General features: G+C 70.9%; 13 protein-coding genes. 5 read left to right on the plus strand and 8 right to left on the minus strand.

Annotated elements, in window-relative coordinates:
- Window positions 1-138: 138 nt before the first annotated feature.
- Window positions 139-2,412, minus strand: a complete 2,274-nt coding sequence (locus VFX14_16935) for a molybdopterin-dependent oxidoreductase (protein ID HEU5191372.1) — start codon at window positions 2,410-2,412, stop codon at window positions 139-141.
- 137 nt (window positions 2,413-2,549) lie between these two features.
- Between VFX14_16935 and pgm the strand changes: the two genes are divergently transcribed.
- The 3 genes from pgm (at window position 2,550) to VFX14_16950 (ending at window position 5,712) form a co-directional block, all read left to right on the plus strand.
- The gene (pgm, locus tag VFX14_16940; GenBank protein ID HEU5191373.1) at window positions 2,550-4,187 is read left to right on the plus strand and encodes a phosphoglucomutase (alpha-D-glucose-1,6-bisphosphate-dependent); all 1,638 of its coding nucleotides are present in this window, start codon (window positions 2,550-2,552) and stop codon (window positions 4,185-4,187) included.
- 113 nt (window positions 4,188-4,300) lie between these two features.
- Complete coding sequence (locus tag VFX14_16945) at window positions 4,301-5,419, plus strand: exo-alpha-sialidase (GenBank protein HEU5191374.1); 1,119 nt, start codon at window positions 4,301-4,303, stop codon at window positions 5,417-5,419.
- Window positions 5,416-5,712, plus strand: a complete 297-nt coding sequence (locus VFX14_16950; protein HEU5191375.1) for a MoaD/ThiS family protein — start codon at window positions 5,416-5,418, stop codon at window positions 5,710-5,712. Before VFX14_16945 ends, VFX14_16950 begins: the two co-directional genes overlap by 4 nt.
- 450 nt (window positions 5,713-6,162) lie before the next feature.
- Here the strand turns inward: VFX14_16950 and VFX14_16955 are convergent, their stop codons facing one another.
- A complete protein-coding gene (locus VFX14_16955; protein ID HEU5191376.1) occupies window positions 6,163-6,861 on the minus strand; it encodes an amino acid racemase in 699 nt (232 codons plus the stop codon).
- Between the two features lie 18 nt (window positions 6,862-6,879).
- Between VFX14_16955 and VFX14_16960 the strand changes: the two genes are divergently transcribed.
- A complete protein-coding gene (locus tag VFX14_16960; GenBank protein ID HEU5191377.1) occupies window positions 6,880-7,764 on the plus strand; it encodes a YihY/virulence factor BrkB family protein in 885 nt (294 codons plus the stop codon).
- Window positions 7,761-8,582, plus strand: a complete 822-nt coding sequence (locus VFX14_16965) for a dihydrofolate reductase family protein (GenBank protein HEU5191378.1) — start codon at window positions 7,761-7,763, stop codon at window positions 8,580-8,582. Before VFX14_16960 ends, VFX14_16965 begins: the two co-directional genes overlap by 4 nt.
- Here the strand turns inward: VFX14_16965 and VFX14_16970 are convergent.
- The 6 genes from VFX14_16970 to VFX14_16995 all read right to left on the minus strand — a co-directional run bounded on the left by VFX14_16970 (window position 8,579) and on the right by VFX14_16995 (window position 15,057).
- Window positions 8,579-8,815 carry a hypothetical protein gene (locus VFX14_16970; GenBank protein HEU5191379.1) on the minus strand — a complete coding sequence of 79 codons (237 nt, stop codon included), beginning with the start codon at window positions 8,813-8,815 and terminating at the stop codon, window positions 8,579-8,581. The genes VFX14_16965 and VFX14_16970 overlap by 4 nt on opposite strands.
- A 16-nt stretch (window positions 8,816-8,831) precedes the next feature.
- Complete coding sequence (locus VFX14_16975; protein HEU5191380.1) at window positions 8,832-12,092, minus strand: adenylate/guanylate cyclase domain-containing protein; 3,261 nt, start codon at window positions 12,090-12,092, stop codon at window positions 8,832-8,834.
- 57 nt (window positions 12,093-12,149) lie between these two features.
- Window positions 12,150-12,584, minus strand: a complete 435-nt coding sequence (locus VFX14_16980) for a GYD domain-containing protein (GenBank protein ID HEU5191381.1) — start codon at window positions 12,582-12,584, stop codon at window positions 12,150-12,152.
- Between the two features lie 136 nt (window positions 12,585-12,720).
- A complete protein-coding gene (locus VFX14_16985; protein HEU5191382.1) occupies window positions 12,721-13,743 on the minus strand; it encodes a hypothetical protein in 1,023 nt (340 codons plus the stop codon).
- On the minus strand, window positions 13,736-14,608 hold the full coding sequence (locus VFX14_16990; GenBank protein HEU5191383.1) for a hypothetical protein: 873 nt from the start codon (window positions 14,606-14,608) through the stop codon (window positions 13,736-13,738). Before VFX14_16990 ends, VFX14_16985 begins: the two co-directional genes overlap by 8 nt.
- A gap of 32 nt (window positions 14,609-14,640) precedes the next feature.
- Window positions 14,641-15,057 (minus strand): cupin domain-containing protein, encoded by a 417-nt coding sequence (locus VFX14_16995; protein HEU5191384.1) that lies wholly within the window; start codon window positions 15,055-15,057, stop codon window positions 14,641-14,643.
- Between the last annotated feature and the right edge of the window lie 9 nt (window positions 15,058-15,066).

Here is a 15,066-nt window from a genome sequence, read left to right on the forward strand (position 1 = left end):
AGCTCCGCGGCGTCGTGGAGGCGGGCATCGACGGCCTGCTCGTGACGGGGTTCGTGGCCGAGCGCACGCGCCTCATCCGTGCGCTCGGGGACGAGGTGTTGCCGCGGCTCGGCTGAAGGCGCAACCCCTGAGGCGCCCTCAGCCCGCGACGGCCTCCACGCGCGCCGGCACGTGCTTGTGCCAGGGCGTGCCCGCAAACCAGTCGCGATCCTCGCTCGCGGTGAGCTCGTTCGGCGCCGCGCCGGTGAGCACGGGCGCACCGTGGTCATCCGGATAGTCGAGGCCGAGCCCGTTCGGCAGCGACACGTGCCCCGGCTGCATGGTGTCCGAGACCTCCACCGCCACCGTGACGCTGCCGCGCTTGGTCGTGACGCGCGCGGTGGCGCCGTCGGCGAGGCCGAGGCGGGTGGCGTCGGCGGGGCTCACCCGTAAGGCGCCCGCCGCGTCCTTCTTCCGCCACGCGGGGTCGCGGTACACGGTGTTGGCGGTGAACGAGCGCCGCTCGCCCGCGGACAGCACGAACGGAAACGCGGGATCGGGCGGGGGCGGCGGCTCGGTGGCGAGCAGCGCGAGCTCCCCGAGCAGCTCGGGCACGTGGAGATTCACGGTCCCGCCGCGGGCGCGCATGCGGCGCCATACGTTCTCGTGCGTGTCCGTGGCAAAGGTCAGCCCCGACCGGCTCTCGAGGATGCGGGCGAAGAGCGCCTCGCCCAGCTCGTGATCCGGCGCCTCGATGCCCGCGCGGCGCACGGCGTCGGGATGACGGAGGGCCAGGCGCTGGGCCGCGCCCCAGAGCACGGCGGCGGGCGCGGCGCCGTCGGGTAGGGTGGGGCCGAGCGTCCGGTAGAGGAGCACGGGCGCCAGCTCGAGCAGCTTCGGATTGGCGGCCGTCGCGCCGACGAAGGCGGCGGCGAACGCCGCCCGCCCCTGCGCGGCGGCCTCGCGAAGCGGCGCCAGCTCGACCTCGGTGACGGCGCCCAGCGCCTCGCAGAGGCGCGCATGGATCTCGGGCTCGGGCAGGAGATCGCTGCCGGGCGGCGGATCGAGCACGGGCCGGCGCAGGTGGAAGTAGTTGGCGGGGAACTCGAAGTTGAAGAACGTGGCCTCCCACTTCTCGTACTGGCTGGGCGTGGGCAGGACGTAGTCGGCCAGCCGCGCGGTCTCGGTCATCGCGACGTCGATGACGACCACGCACTCGAGGGCACGCAGCGCCTCGCGCATGCGCCGGCTGTCCGCGAGCGAGTGGGCGGGATTGGCGGACTCCACGATCATCGCCCGGTAGCGGTCGGGGTGCTCGGTGAGGATCTCCTCGGCGATCACGTTGCAGGGAACGAGGCCCGCGATGATCGGCGCCTTCGCGACGGGGCTCACGTCGCCGCGCGTGCTCGAAGGCGCGATGGGGATGAGCGGCAGCGGGAGATTGTTGCCGCCCCGGTTGCCGAAATTGCCCGTCAGCAGCCACAGCAGGCTGTCCAGGTAGCTATTGAGCGTGGAGTGGCGCGTCATCTGCGTCCCGAGGTCCTCGAACACCGCCAGCCCGCGGGCGGTGGCGAGCCGGCGCGCGGTCGCGCGCACCCGCTCCTCGGGGATGCCCGCGATCGCGGCGTAGCGGGCGACCGGCACCGCCTGCAGCGCGGCGATCGCTTCGTCCGCGCCCGTCGCGTGCTCGGCCAGCCAGGCGCGCGCGTGAAGCCCTTCCTGCACGATGACGCCGGCGAGCGCGGCGAGGAGCCACGCGTCCGTGCCCGGGCGAAGCTGCAGGTGGATGTCGGCCAATTCCGCGGTCTCGGTGCGCCGCGGGTCGATCACGATGAGGCAGCGCGCGGGATCGGCGGCGATGGTCTTGAGCACGGTGCGGGCGCGGGGCACCCCATGCGACTGCCACGGGTTCTTGCCCACGAAGAGCGCGACTTCGCAGTGGTCGAAGTCGCCGCCGGGAATGCCGCCCACCGTCTGCTCGCCCACCCACGCCCAGCCGGTCTTCTCCTGGGCGAGGGCGTTCGAGCGGAACTTCATGCCGAGCGCGCGGCGGGTGGCCGATGCGTAGACCCCGCACAGGTGATTGCCCTGTCCTCCCCCGCCGTAATAAAGGATGCGCTCGCCGCCGTGCGTGTCTCGAATCGCGCCCAGCCGGGCGGCGATCTCCCGGATGGCGGTGTCCCAATCGATGACCTCGAAGGTGCCGTCGGGACGCCGCCGCAGCGGGTGGGTGAGGCGGTCGCGCGCGTTCTGGTAGTGGTCGAGCCGCAGGGCTTTCTCGCAGTGATACCCCTGCGAGGCCGGGTGTGCCCGGTCACCACGGACGCGCTCGAAGCGACGGCCGTCGCTGGCCACCTGGATCTCGATACCGCAGTTGACGGAACAGAGGATGCACGCCGTGGTGTGCCAGGTCCCGCTCGCCGCTGACGCCATAATGACCCCCCGGGGAACACGTCGCCTGTCGGTGCCTCTTGGGATGCCCCGACTCTACCGTTGGTCGCAAGGCCTGTCGACGCGGTCGCGCAACCCGCCGGGTCGCGGACCCCCCGGCCCTTCTGGCACACTGGGGCATGGCCAACTCCCCATTGGCTGGTCAGCCCGCCCGGCCCGAGATGCTCATCGACGTCGCGGGGCTCGAGCGCGCGTACTACGAGCGCACCCCGGACGTGGGCGATCCCGATCAGCGTGTGGCCTTCGGCACCAGTGGTCATCGAGGCTCGCCGCTGCGCGGCTCGTTCAACGAGGCGCACATTCTCGCGACGGCGCAGGCGATCTGCGACTACCGGCGCGCCCAGCGGCTGGACGGGCCGCTCTACATGGGCAAGGACACCCATGCGGTGTCGCGGGCCGCGGAGCGGACCGCGCTGGAGGTACTGGCCGCGAACAGCGTCGAGACCATTATTCAGGTCGAGGATGGTGTCGTTCCTACGCCGGTGATCTCGCATGCCATCCTCGTTCACAATCGGGGGCGCACCACCGGCCTCGCCGACGGCATCGTCGTCACGCCCTCGCACAATCCGCCCGAGGACGGGGGATTCAAGTACAACCCGCCGAACGGGGGCCCCGCCGACACGGACGTGACCAAGTGGGTGCAGGACCGCGCGAACGCCCTGCTGCGCGACGGTAATGCCGGCGTCAAGCGGGTGCCGTTCGAGCAGGCGGTCCGGGCCGCCACGACGTATCAGCGCGATCTCATCCAGCCTTACGTCGAAGGCCTCCCCGACGTGATCGATGTGGAGGCGATTCGCGGGGCGCGGCTGCCCCTCGGCGTGGATCCGCTCGGCGGTTCGTCACTGCCTGTGTGGATGCGGATCAACGCCGTGCACGGGCTGGACCTCGCCATCGTCAACCCGACCATCGACCCACGCTTCGCCTTCATGACCCTCGACTACGACGGCAAGATCCGCATGGATTGCTCGAGCCCCTACGCGATGGCGCGCCTGGTCGGTCTCAAGGACCGCTACCGGGTGGCCTTCGCCAACGATCCGGATGCGGATCGCCACGGGATCGTGACCCCTTCCGGCCTCATGAACCCGAACCACTATCTGGCGGTCGCCATCCACTACCTGCTGACGACGCGCACGGGCTGGCCCGCCGGCGCCGCGGTGGGTAAGACCGTGGTGAGTAGCGCCATCATCGATCGCGTGGTCGCGAAGGCGCGGCGGCGCCTCCTCGAGGTGCCGGTCGGGTTCAAGTGGTTCGTGGGCGGGCTGCTCGACGGCTCGCTCGTCTTCGGCGGCGAGGAGAGCGCGGGCGCGAGCTTTCTCCGCCGGGGCGGCGGCGCCTGGTCGACCGACAAGGACGGGCTCATCCTGGACCTGCTCGCGGCCGAGATCACCGCGCGGACCGGCCGCGACCCCGGCGAGCACTACCGCGCTCTGACGGCCGAGCTCGGCGCCCCCGTCTACACGCGCATCGACGCCGCGGCCACTCCCGAGCAGAAGGCGAGACTCGGCAAGCTCACGCCGGACGCGGTCGCCGAGTCGAAGCTGGTGGGCGAGCCCATCACGGCCAAGCTGACCCGGGCCCCCGGTAACGACGCGCCCATCGGTGGCCTCAAGGTCATCGCGACCAGCGGCTGGTTCGCGGCGCGGCCCTCGGGGACCGAAAACATCTACAAGATCTACGCCGAGAGCTTCAAGGACGAGGCCCACCTGGCCGCCATCGTGAAGGAGGCGCAGGCCATGGTGGATCAGGCCCTTCGCTAGGCCGGGCCGGCCACCCCGCGAGGGATCCGCCGGCGATTGTCGAATCCCCGGGAGCGCATTCGACCACAGGCGAGAATGACGGCCGTGCTGCGGCGCGGCGAAAGGGGCTATCGATGAGCGGAGTGCGAGTGCTGGTCGGCACGCGGAAGGGCGCCTTCATCCTCACGGCGGACGGCAAGCGGGACCGATGGGACGTGAGCGGCCCGCACTTCGGGGGCTGGGAGATCTACCACCTCAAGGCTTCGCCGGCGGATCCCAACCGGATCTTCGCTGCCCAGTCGTCGGGCTGGTTCGGGCAGATCATGCAGCGCTCGAGCGACGGCGGGAAGACCTGGGAGACGGTGGGCAACAAGTTCGCCTACGACGGACCGACCGGCACGCATCAGTGGTACGACGGCACGCCGCATCCCTGGGAGTTCGCCAAGGTCTGGCACGTGGAGCCCTCGCCGACCGACCCCGACACCGTGTACGCGGGAGTCGAGGACGCCGCGCTGTTCCGCTCCACCGACGGCGGGCAGACCTGGCACGAGCTGGCAGGGCTGCGCACGCATTCGACGGGCTCCTCCCTCTGGCAACCGGGGGCGGGCGGCATGTGCCTGCACACCATCCTGCTGGACCCGAAGACCCCGGGTCGCATCTTCGTCGCGATCTCCTCGGCCGGGGCCTTCCGCTCGGACGACGGGGGCACGACGTGGCGGCCCATCAACAAGGGGCTCAAGTCCGAGGGCATCCCCGATCCCAACGCCGAGGTGGGGCACTGCGTGCATCGCATCGCCATGCATCGCTCGCGACCCGGCACGCTCTTCATGCAGAAGCACTGGGACGTGATGCGCAGCGACAACGCCGGGGATACCTGGCAAGAGGTCAGCGGCAACCTCCCCTCGGATTTCGGCTTCCCCATCGACGTGCACGCGCACGAGCCCGAGACGATCTACGTGGTGCCGATCAAGAGCGACTCCGAGCACTATCCCCCGGACGGCAAGCTCCGCGTGTACCGGAGCCGCACCGGCGGCAACGAGTGGGAGGCGCTCACCGACGGCCTGCCCCAGCGTCACTGCTATGTGAACGTGCTCCGCGACGCGATGGCCGTGGACGCGCTCGATCCCTGCGGCGTCTACTTCGGCACCACGGGCGGCCAGGTCTTCTGCTCGCCGAACGGGGGCGATCGCTGGACGCCCATCGTCGAGCACCTGCCGTCCGTGGTGGCGGTGGAGGTGCAGAGCCTGCCATGATCCGCGTCGTCCTGCCCACGCATCTGCGTACGCTGGCGCGCGTCAACGGCGAGGTGAAGGTGGCGGTGGCGACCCCCGTCACCACCAGCGCGGTGCTCGACGCCCTCGAGGACGCCTACCCCATGCTGCGGGGGACGATACGCGATCAGGTCACCAAGAAGCGGCGGCCCTTCATCCGCTTCTTCGCCTGCGAGGAGGATGTCTCCCACGACGGTCCCGACACGCCGCTGCCGGAGGCGGTCGTGTCGGGCGCCGAGCCCTTCCTGGTCGTGGGCGCGATGGCCGGGGGCTAGTCCACTGCCGACTAGTCCCCATCGGACACGCCGTGGCGGCGCAGCACCTCCTTGACGGCGTCGCTCCCGAAGAGCATCCGCTTCCGCGGGCGCGAGCCCGCCGCGATGAGGAGCTCGACCACCGCGGGATAGTCCCCGTGAGTGATCTCCTCCGGCAGCTTCCGCCGGATCCCCGGCGCGGAGGGCGTCGAGCAGCGCCTTGGCCTGCTTGCGGTCGAACTCCAGGGAGGGACGGGGCGGGATCGGCCTGATGGTCGTGGAGACGCCTCCTTCATTGCCCCGCCTCCGCATGCCGGGCGGTGAAGGGGTCGTGGGACCGCCAGTCGCCGTGAGCTCGCTACATGTGGGACATTCCCTTCACGCGGACCGTGGGCCGCCTGACCGGCCGGCCTGGTCCCACCGTGCCAGCGATCGCGATCCCCGTCAAGAGAAGCGGGCGAGCGGCGCGCGTCAGGCCGAGGCGCCGGCCGCCTCGCGCAATGCCGCGCGCGCGAGGAGCCGCGTTGAATCGAGCGTGGGCAGGGGCGAATCGCCCGGGCTCACGAGCAGGGGAAACTCGGTGCAGGACAGCGCGACCGCGTCACAGCCGCGCGTCTTCCCCGCGCGGATGACGTCCACGAAGTAGGCGCGCGTGGCGTCCTCGAAGCGCCCGTAGACGAGCTCGTCCATGGTATGGCGGTTGATCTGCTCGCGCGTGGCCGCGTCCGGGATCTCGTGGGCGATGCCGGCCGCGGCGAGCTTGGTCGGATAGACAGGGCCCTCCATCAGATAGCGGGTGCCGAGCACGAGCAGCCGGCGGTACCGCTCGCGCGCGGCCGCCGCCGCGACCTCTTCGGCGATGTGCAGCCACGGGAGCGGCGAGCGCGCCCGGACGAGGTCCAGGCCCTGATGCGCGGTGTTGTCCGGGCAGATCAGGAAGTCGGCGCCCGCGCGCGCGAGCTTCTCGGCGGAAGCCAGCAGCATCGCGCCGACCTCGTCCCAGCGGCCCGCCTCGATAGGGACCATCCATTTGGCGAGCGGGTAGGTGTGTGTCACGACCTCGGGATGGCCGTGGCGCCCGAAGAGCGTGGCGCCTTCCACGCAGATGGTCCGGTAGCACAGGGCGGCGCCTTCCGCGCTCACCGCCACGATTCCGATGCGCTTCGCCATGTCGACTATCATAGCCTCATGCGACAGGCGTGGCGCCTGCTCACCCGCACGGTGAGCGACTTTTATGCGGATCGGGCGCAGCGGACGGGCGCTGCGGTCGCCTACTATACGATCTTCACGCTGGCGCCCGGCCTCGTCATCGTGATGGCGCTGGGCGGCTTCCTGATCGGCCCCGGCGCCGAGGCGAGCATCATCGCGCAGTTCCGCGAGCTGACGGGCGAAGGGGGCGCGCAGGCCATCGAGGCCATGGTGCGGAGCGCGCGCGCCACCACGCCGGGCGCCACCGGGGTGGCCCTGGCGCTGGCGACCCTGAGCTTCGGGCTCTACGGTGTGTTCGGCGAGCTCCAGGATGGGCTCAACACGATCTGGCGCGTGCCCCCCAGGCCGGCGCGCCGCATTCGCGACATGGTGAACGAGCGCTTCTGGTCCTTCGTCGCCGTGGTGGGCACCGGCTTCCTGCTGCTACTCTCGCTCGTGGTCACGGCATGGCTGACCGTGGTGGCCACGTACGTGAGCCACCTCCTCCCCGGGTCGGCCCTCGCGCTCGAGGCCGTCCATGCCGTGGTCTCGGCGGTGCTGCTCACGCTCGCCTTCGCGCTGATCTTCAAGCTCTTGCCCGACGTGAATCTCGCCTGGCGGGACGTGCTGGTAGGCGCCGCCGTCACCTCGCTGCTCTTTCTCGTGGGGACGCTTCTGATCGGCCTCTACCTCGTCAAGTGGGCAGTGGGCTCCGCCTACGGCGCCGCGGGCTCCCTCGTGGTCATCGTGGTGTGGGTGTATTACTCGGCGCAGATCCTCCTCCTCGGCGCGGAGTTCACCAAGGTGTGGACGACGGACGTCGAGAAGGCGATCAGACCCCTGACGGCCGCGGCCGAGGAGGGACTGGAGACGCGGCGCTCGTGACCGCCGCCTTCACGCCCGATCCGCCGCTCTTCGAGCCCGTGGCCATGCCGCCCGCGTGGCCGGCGCGGCCGTGGATCTACGGCAACGTCATCACGTCGCGGAACGGCATCGTCACGTGGGCGCGCGTCGGGCCCCACGACGATCCCATCCGGGCGATCGCGGGGGGCGACTTCACGCGCCCGGCCCGGCGCGCCGACATACGCCTCATGCGCCGGCTGCGCGCCGCTGCGGACGCCGTCTCCTTCGGGGCCCAGACGCTGCGCGATCAGCCGGAGCTGATCGGCGGGGTGGCCGACGCCGGCGGCGACCTCGGCGCGACCCTGGTGCGGTACCGCGCCGACCGCGGGCAGGGGCCGGTGCCGCTACAGGTCGTCTACACGGAGTCGGGTGGCCTGGATCTGCGCGTCCGGCTGTTCAACACCCCCGGGGTCGGGGTAGTCGTCGTGACGACGGAGGAGGGGGCGCGGGTGCTGCGCGCGCGAGGCAGCGAGGCGCGCGGCGTGCGGCTCCTCGTGGTCGGCGCGACCCGCGTGGACGCCCGCGGGCTCGTCGAGGCCCACGAGCGCCTCTTCGCCGACGCGGGCGTGCGGCATCTCGCCTGCGAGGGCGGCGCCGTGGTGCTCGATGCGCTGCACGAGGCGGGGATCCTCGACGAGCTGTTCGTCACGGTGTCGGACGTGGAGATCGACCCCGGCGCGCATGCGGCGGTGAAGCGCATCGCCGCCCTCGCCACCGGAGCGGGACGGCTCATCGCCGAGGGCCGGAGCTCCGCGGACGCCGGCTATCGCTTCCAGCGCTGGCGCTTCAACGAGCGCTAGCCGGCCAGCTCGCGCCGCACCTGCTCGCGGTCGAACCCCGCGCCGGCGAGCGCGCGGAGGATCAGCGCGACGTGCTTCTTCGTGAGGTCCTGCGGCCCGTGGCCGGGGAGCGTGACCTTCACCCCGCCGGGACCCTCGTACTGCACATGGCCGGTCATCCCGCCCTTCAGCGCGTGGAAGCCGTGCTTGAGGAGCCACGTCTCCATCTGGCGGCGAGTGACCTGGCCGGCCATGCGCGCCTGGACTCCTTCAGCCGCGGTCGAGCCCCGCGAGCGCGGCGCGACAGGCGGCGGACAACGGCTCCATGCCCAGCTCGTCGGCGAGGGCGGCCGCCCGGACGTAGTGCTCGCGCGCGGCCGGGGCCTCCCGCGGGCTGCGCCGCACCGCCACCGCGCCGGCGAGGCGCAGGGCGAGCGCCTCGTTGCCGCGCTCCTGATGCTTGCGCGCGAGCTCGACGGCTTCGTCGGCGAGGGCGCCGGCCTCGTCGACGCGGCCGGCCAGGAGAAGCGCCTCCGCGAGCCGCGTCACCTCGCTGGCGTGGTTGACCATGCTGCCGCTGGCACGCGACGCCTCGATCGCTTGCCGCATCAAGGCCTCGCCCTCTTCGAAGCGGCCGGAGTGGGCATAGGCGTAGCCGAGGATCGACGCGATGTTCGGGTACCAGGCGGGCAGCTTCCACGTGCGGCAAAGATCCAGGCTCCGCTCGAGCTCGGCGATCGCGCGCGCCAGGTCCGGTCCGTGGGCCAGATGAAAGCCCGCCGCATAGTGCGCCACCATGAGCGCGAGCGGCTGCTCGGCCTGGCGCGCGACGCGGAGCCCTTCCTGCGATTGCGCCTCGGCTTCGTCGAAGCGTCCGAGGCGCGTGAGCGAGGAGATCAGCCAGAGGCGGAAGAATACGGACGCGGGTCCGGGCAAGCCGAAGCGTCGCAGCTCGAGGCCGTCCTTCAGCACCTCGACGCCCTTGCTGAGCAGATCGACGGCCCGTCGATAGTCGCCGCGGGCGAAGCACACCGAGCCGAGATAGCCGTTGATCAGCATCTCGAGCTCCAGATCTCCCACCTCGGGCACGAGGGCCAGCGCCCGCTGCCCCTGCTCGATGGACTGGTCGGGCATCCCGAGAATGGAGAAGTCTCGAATCATATAGGCGAGGATCCACCCGAGCCGGCGACGATCGTCGAGACGGAGGGCGAGCGCTTCGGCCTCCTTGAGATTGTCGAGGTCGCGGGCGATCTGTCCGAGGGGGAAGAGCGAGCTCCGGAGCGCGAGACGAAGATCGATGGCATGGGCGAGGCGATCAGGCGTCTCGGGCAGTCGGGCCAGCGAGGCGAGCGCTTCCTCCAAATGGGCGACCGCGTCGCGATAGGCGGACCGGGCCGCCGCCTTGACCGCGGCGGCGTGGGAGTGCGCGACGGCCTGGCTCCACAGCTCCCCCTGGATGGCGTGGCGCGCGAGCCGCTCCGCGTGCTCGGGAAGGCGCTCCGCGTAGTGCTTCTCCATAGCGGCGACGATTCGCGCGTGAAGCGCGCGACGTTGCCCCTGGAGGAGGCTTCCATACGCCACGTCGCAGCTGATCACGTGGGTGAACGCATATTCCATCTCGGGATACAGGCGGGACTCGCACAGGAAGCCCGCCTCGCGGAGGCGCATGACGCTGGCCATCAGCGCCTCGGGGGTGTCGTCGGACACCATCCGGAGAAGGTCGATCGGTACGTTGGGCCCGATCACCGAGGCGGCCTGGAGGAGCCGTTTGTCCTCGGCCGCGAGACCGTCGACGCGGGCGGCGACCACGGACTGAACGGTGGGCGACACCTCCACGCGATCGAGGGGCTTGGCAAGCCAATAGTGACCGGGCTCGCCGGCGAGCACGCCCGCCTGGGCGAGCGTCCGCACACTCTCCTCCAGGAAGTAGGGGTTGCCTCCGGTCTGCTTCGCGACGGCTTCGGCCAAAGGGGCGAGGGCGGGATCGGGGCCGAGGAGCACCCCGAGGAGCTCCTGGGCCCCGGCGGAGTCGAGGGGGTCGAGACGAAGCTGCGTGAACGAGGTCTTGCTGCCCCAGGGCAGCTGATACTCGGGCCTACAGTTGACGAGCATCCCGATGCGCGCCGTGGCCAGCTTCTCGACGAGGGTGTCGAGGAACGCCTCGGTTTCCCGATCCACCCAGTGCAGGTCCTCCAGCACGACGAGGAGGGGCTGCTCCTGGCTCTCCCGAAGGAGGAGTCGCCGAACGGCCTCGCCGATCTGCGCGCGCCGCTGAGGTGGATCGAGCTCCGCCCAGTGCGCATCCTGGACGGGAATGTCCAGCAGGGCGAGGAGGGGAGCCGCGTACTCGGCGAAGCGGGGATCGAGGGCGACGAGCCGATCGGTGACTTTTTCCCGGATCGTCGTCGCATCGTCCCGATCATCGACCTGGAAATAGACCTGCAGGAGGCGGCGCAGGGGCAGATAGGGCGTCCCCGTCGCATAGGACAGGGCGCTCGCCTCGAGCACGCGCCAGCCCGCGAGCTCGGGCGAGCGGGTGACTTCCCACACCAGGCGCGACTTGCCGACGCCCGGCTCTCCCACGAGCGCGGCGAGCTGGCCATGCCCTTGCTGGGCGCGAAGCAGGGTGGCGACGACCGCCTCGTACTCCTCGCGGCGTCCCACGAAGCGCGTCAACCCTCGCGCGGCCGCCGCGTGGAAGCGGAGACGCGCGGGCGTCACACCCGTGAGCTCGAAGACCTCGACGGGCTCCGACATCCCCCGGATGGGGACAGGCCCCAGTGCGCGCGTCTCGAAGAACCCCTCGGCGAGGCGGATGGTGGCGGCCGCGCAGAGCGCGGTACCCGGCTTGGCGAGCTTCTCCAGCCGCGCGGCGAGATTCGTGGTCTGACCGATCGCGGTGTAGTCCATGTCGAGATCGGATCCGATGGACCGTACGAGCACGTCGCCGGAGTTCAGCCCGACGCGGATCTGGAGCGGGATACCGTGACGGCGCTGGACCTCGTCTCCGTGCCGCGCGATGTGATCCAGCATGCGGAGGGCCGCGTAGCCCGCGCGGAGGGCGTGGTCCTCGAGGGCCAGCGGCGCGCCGAACAGCGCCATGATCCCGTCGCCGAGCACCTGATTGACGATGCCTTCGTAGGCGTGGACGGCTTCCATCATCAGCTCGATGACGGGATCGAGCAGGCGCCGCGCGTCCTCGGGATCGCGGTCCATCAAGAGCTCCATCGAGCTCTTGATGTCGGCGAAGAGCACGGTGACCTGCTTGCGCTCGCCCTGCATCGCGCTGCGCGACGTGAGGATGCGATCGGTCAGATGATTCGGCGTGTACCCCCGTCTCGGCCCGAAGCGGGCCGGGGCCCCGGCAAGCGAGGGGACGCCGGCGAGTGGCGCGCCGCACATGTCGCAGAAGCGGTTTTCCGGGGCGCACTTGGCCCCGCAGACCGGGCAGGCTCCGCCCAGGATCGCCCCGCAGTCGCGGCAGAACGCCGCGGTCGGACGGTTGTCGGTGCTGCAGCGTGTGCAGATCATGGGACGCTCGCCGCGAGCCGACCCGGCGTGGGCCGGGCCGGCCGGCGCAGATCCGACCTACTGTCCGGGCGCCTTGTAGAGAACCCGGGTGCTCGCCGCGCTCGCCATCGCCCCCATCATCTGCGGCCAGGGAAGGATGCGGGTGGTCTTGAAGGCCGAGACGGCGCCGCCCGCGCTGATCGCGAGGGCGAAAGCGGCCGCGGCTTGATCGTCGGGGAAGGCCACCAGCAGCACGACGTCGTAGTCCCCGAACGCGCCGAACTTCTCCTTCGGGGTCGGGTCGACGTCGCACTCGAACGTGATCGTCGCGATGCATCCGCGCAGCTTGTAGATGAGGTCCTTCACGGCGGCCACGCGATTGCGCTCGTTGGCCCCCGCCTTGAGCAGGGTGTCCCACGCGGCGGACGTGTAGGAGAACTGGATCAGGTAGTACTGCTGCGCGGACGCAGCAGCAGTCGCGGTGCGCTTCCCGGGCTTCGGCTTGGCGGCCATGAGGGGTGTGCCTCCTTGATCGGCTCCGATGATCTGCCGGCCATCACGCCCAGGCCGAGGTGGGGCTCGGCGCAGACGGCGAAGGGACTACACCACAGCTACACGTGAGGAGCAAGGGCGGCGAGCGGGGCCGCCCTCACTTGCGGCTCGCTCCCGGTCCAGGAGCCTTCTTCGTGGTTCCACCTCCGCTGCCCGTCGTCTCCTTTGTCCCCCCCTTGCCGGCGCCGCGGTACTCGTCGAGGATCGTCTTGACCTCCTCGGGCGATTTGGCATCCACCAGCCGCTGCATGAGGTCGACCGGCCTGCCAAGCTCGACCCGCTCGATTGGCGCCGGTCCCTTGACCCCAGGGTCGGGGCCGCCTCCCGCGCCCTGCCCGTCGACCACGACGAACCAGACGACCGAGGCGCCGATGGCGACGTGTTTCATCGCCTGGGCGAAGTTGGTGAGGGCGCTGCTGCGCAGCTCCCACGTTTCCGCCTTGAGCTTCTCCTCCTCGGCCTCCAGCTTTTTGACCTCCGCGCGATCCTTCTGCAGGCCGACGACGTCGCGCACCGTCGTCTTCGGCGCGCGCTCGACCACCGAGCGCGCGAGACGGATCCGGGAGCCGGTGAATTGCGCGGCGGCCGTGTCCGCCATCTTCGTGGCGAGGTCCGCCGCATCGGTGTCCATCTCCCCGCGCGTCTTCCGCGCCCGGGTTCGCACGAACAGCTTCTTGAAGAACGAGCCTTCGAGATCCGGGTACTCGAGCACAACGTCGTAGTCGTAGGCATCCAGGACGCCGGCGAGCGCCCGCAGCACCGGCCACGGGGGACCGCTGCCCGCCGGGACATCCAGGTAGAGACACACCGGCAAGACTCGGTGCATCGTCACGTCATCGAAGGCGGACGCGTAGCTCGCTGCGAAGAGATGTTCGTAGAGCGCGGTGGTGAGCGGGCTCGGGGCGTGCTCGTATCCTGGTAAGATGGCGGGCGCCGCCGATGCACCGGGAGTGAGGGGCAACGGCATCGTGTAGACCGTCGGCCATCCGCGCATCATCTTCCGGATGAGGTCCTCGGGACGGGTCGATTTCGACGCCTCGCCGAAGCTGAATTTTTCGAATGCGCCGAGCTGGTTGGCTAGTCTTTGGATCTCCTGCGGCGACAGATAGTATTCAGGCACAGCCACAGCCTCCTCTTACGTCGTCAACATGGACTACGGGCAGCGCCTCGCCGATCATGCGCCCGAAGACCACCATCTCCGGGCTGGTCTTGCGATAGGCGTCCAGCGCCGTGAGCACCGCTTGGAAGTCCGAGGCGGGCGGCATCGCGGGGGCGGCGGGGAACGGGGGCAGCATCGCGAATACCGCGGGGATCTCGGCGTCCACCGCCTCGAGAAGCCGGCGGAAGGCCGCGCCGGTGTCGCCATCGTCCATCCGCTGGCGCAGCAGCGTGGCCACGTGGGCGAAGAAGCCGGGCCAGCCAGCGAGCATCCGGTAGAGCCCGGCCACGAAGGGCTGGCCGTCTACCGTGGTGCCGAGCGAGGTTAGGAGCGCGCGCGGCGCGGCGGGCAGCGCGGCCGGATCCACGAGGGCGGGCAGCGCGCCCAGGTCGGGCGGTGGCGCCCATGGCGCGCGCGCGGCGCCGTCCGTCGCCGTGCGTGTCGCGGGCCGCTCGCCCGCGAGCAGGCGCCGGAGCAGGCCGGACAGCACGAGGTTCACCGGGCTTACCCGGACGAAGCTTGCGCACGCGGCGCGGATCGCGCGCGCGCCCTCCGCGTCCACGCCCCATACGCGCAGCGCCTCACGCGGGATCGGCGCGAGGCTCGGCACCGCGAGCCCGTTGGCCGCGCGCCACGCCGCCGTCTGCGCCAGGCCGCTCGTGAAGGCCGGCCCCAGTGCGGCCCAGGTCCAGGGAAGCCAGCCCGGGCGTGTCGCCAGATGTCGCTGGAGCGAGGAGACATACGGCACGCCCCAGAGACGGCGAATCTCGGCGTAGATCGCCGCGATCTCGTCCCTCGCATCGGCTTCGCGCAGCTCGGCCAGCATGCGGCGGCGCCGGCCGCGGTCCGACGACGCGGCTAGGCCGGCATCCCCTCCGGCGGGTCCACGGGCACCGTGCCCATGTCGGCGGGCACGGAGACCTCGAGGATCTCGAGCGTCTCGGAGGTGGCGGTCTCGTTGTGGCGCAGGCCTCCGGGGATGTAGAGCGACTCGCCCTCCTGCACCCGCAGCGTCTGGCCGTCCTCGAACGAGAGATCGACCCAGCCCTTGAGCACGTAGACGAACTGGCCCTCGCACACGTGGTAGTGCCAGCCGGTAGGCTTGGTCATGCCCTGGGTCGCGCTCATCACCTGCGCGCGCATGCGCCCGCTGCTGGCGGCGGTCACGCCCAGATCCTGATACTTGAGGAAGGTGCGCCGCCCCGCGACGAAGGGCGCAGTGGCGGGCGTGGCGTGCGCGAGCTTGCCGGCGGGGATCGTGGTCGTGCTGTCCATGCTTGGCCT

The sequence above is a fragment of the Candidatus Methylomirabilota bacterium genome, assembly GCA_035764725.1.
GTDB lineage: Bacteria > Methylomirabilota > Methylomirabilia > Rokubacteriales > CSP1-6 > DASRWT01.